Here is a 1696-nt window from a genome sequence, read left to right as displayed (position 1 = left end):
GACATTCCGTGAAACCCTTCGCCACTTTTTTCATACCACTTTGCCAGAAAAAGCGAAAGAACTCACGACTCGACTGACTGACAACTTTCAGATTTTAAAACCTGCATCTTCAAGTTAGATTGGTATAGGGCATATTAGAAATGGGTTCATTGTGTTCATCAACAAGCTGAATTTCTATCTTGTTCTTCAGCATATTCTTACAATCAGGACAATAAACTGAATTTGCATTACTCATAAATTTCTCTCCTGTTATTTTTCTTCTTCCATCGCCAGCAGGTAATCCTGACCGGATACTTTTTCAATACGCTGTCCGGCTTCCAGCTTTTGTCTCAACCACTGTTCAATCCGGGGTTCTAAACTGCCTGCTGGCTGATCCAGTAGCTTCGCCATTGCACCGTGGTTTTCCCATAAATCGTTATAGAGGGAACTAGTTAACACTTTCAGCCCGTAGGGAGAACGTAACCAGACGGCCAGCAGGTGTTCGCCCAGCGTAAACGGGATTTCACTGTTGCCTTCTCCGCAGACTTCGGGACGGCAAAACCGCATCGGTTGCGGCCGGTCTATCACCAGCTCTGTGACAGGCGACAACATCAGTGACCAGTCGCTGGGCGTGAAGGCGGGCACCAGTGCGCCAAATATCCGTGCATCCATCATGCGGAACAGCACTGGTTCGCCATTCATCATTACCCATTGCCGCTGCTGCCAGTGCCTAAGTTGTTCTTGCCACGGTGTATGGCTGCGGTAAGCCCAACCCCAACTGTTGTCACTCAGTTCATGGCGATCCAGCGCTGTCCCTATCTGAGTGAGTTGATTAGCCTTCGGTTGTACCAACCACGGACTCTGTTTCAACATATTGCGCATCAGGGTACCGCTATACAGCGGAAATGCCTGCTCAACCCAGTCATGACGGTAAAATGGTTCTACAGGATTCGGTTTAGCCAGTGAATTGAGAATGAAGAATACAGGCGCTTTATTGGGTTCATTCAGCCAAGCTTGCCAACTTATTGCAGATCCTGTGCTCTCCATCGTGATAGCTCTTTCCATTGTGTTTACTCTTTAACAGGTTTAATGACTAAACTGGCATCCTGTTGCGCCAGTTCTGCACAAGCCGGTTGCACCGGAAATTCAGTTACCGGGAGTGCTTCCGCCATCGGAAGTTGCCCTACTTGTGCGAGCGGTTCTACCCCTTCCGGCAGTTGCAGTGAAACTCCACGCCCACTGCCTGCGGAACCCTGCCCGACATTAATCGGTGAACACAAAATCCCGCCCGGGGTGACTTTAAGAAAACTGCCGCCCACTTTCAGCGTGATTTCTGATGCCGCTTCCAGTATCACTTTACCGCCACTTTTCAGGTGGATTTCCTGTCCGCTGTCAATCACGGTCGCATCACCGGTCTGGATATGCTGGCTGCCCGCAATCCGGTGGGAAACATCGCCTTCGGTGGTGATTTTGCGCGAACCGGCCACCTGATGATGATCATCAGCAAGGATCTCGTGATAACGGTTGTTATCGATACGCTGTTTCTGGTCATGTTTGATATGCCAGAGGGCATCGTTTTCGATATGGGCGGTAAAATCTTTCTGGCCGTGGAAATAGATTTCTTCACTGCCTTTCGCATCCTCAAAGCGCAGTTCGTTAAAGCCTTTGCCTTTATGGGTTTTGGTCTTGAAGGTAGTGCGGGTTTTCTGGGCCGGTA

2 protein-coding genes and 1 pseudogene are annotated in these 1696 nt (G+C 49.4%); 1 reads left to right on the top strand and 2 read right to left on the bottom strand.

The window, feature by feature from the left end; all coding sequences use genetic code 11:
* Positions 1-118, top strand: a pseudogene (locus tag AACQ81_RS02800) (IS630 family transposase); the annotation flags it as partial.
* A 131-nt stretch (positions 119-249) separates the two neighbouring features.
* Here the strand turns inward: AACQ81_RS02800 and AACQ81_RS02795 are convergent.
* A complete protein-coding gene (locus AACQ81_RS02795; protein WP_237388461.1) occupies positions 250-1044 on the bottom strand; it encodes a DUF4123 domain-containing protein in 795 nt (264 codons plus the stop codon).
* A 5-nt stretch (positions 1045-1049) separates the two neighbouring features.
* A partial coding sequence (locus AACQ81_RS02790) for a bacteriophage T4 gp5 trimerisation domain-containing protein (RefSeq protein WP_443089580.1) occupies positions 1050-1696 on the bottom strand: 647 nt, incomplete at its 5' end.

Source organism: Xenorhabdus sp. Sc-CR9 (assembly GCF_963897815.1).
In the GTDB taxonomy this organism is placed as follows: Bacteria; Pseudomonadota; Gammaproteobacteria; order Enterobacterales; family Enterobacteriaceae; genus Xenorhabdus.
The sequence above is the reverse complement of the archived record's forward strand: the minus strand, read 5'-3'. Positions and strand labels throughout refer to the sequence as shown.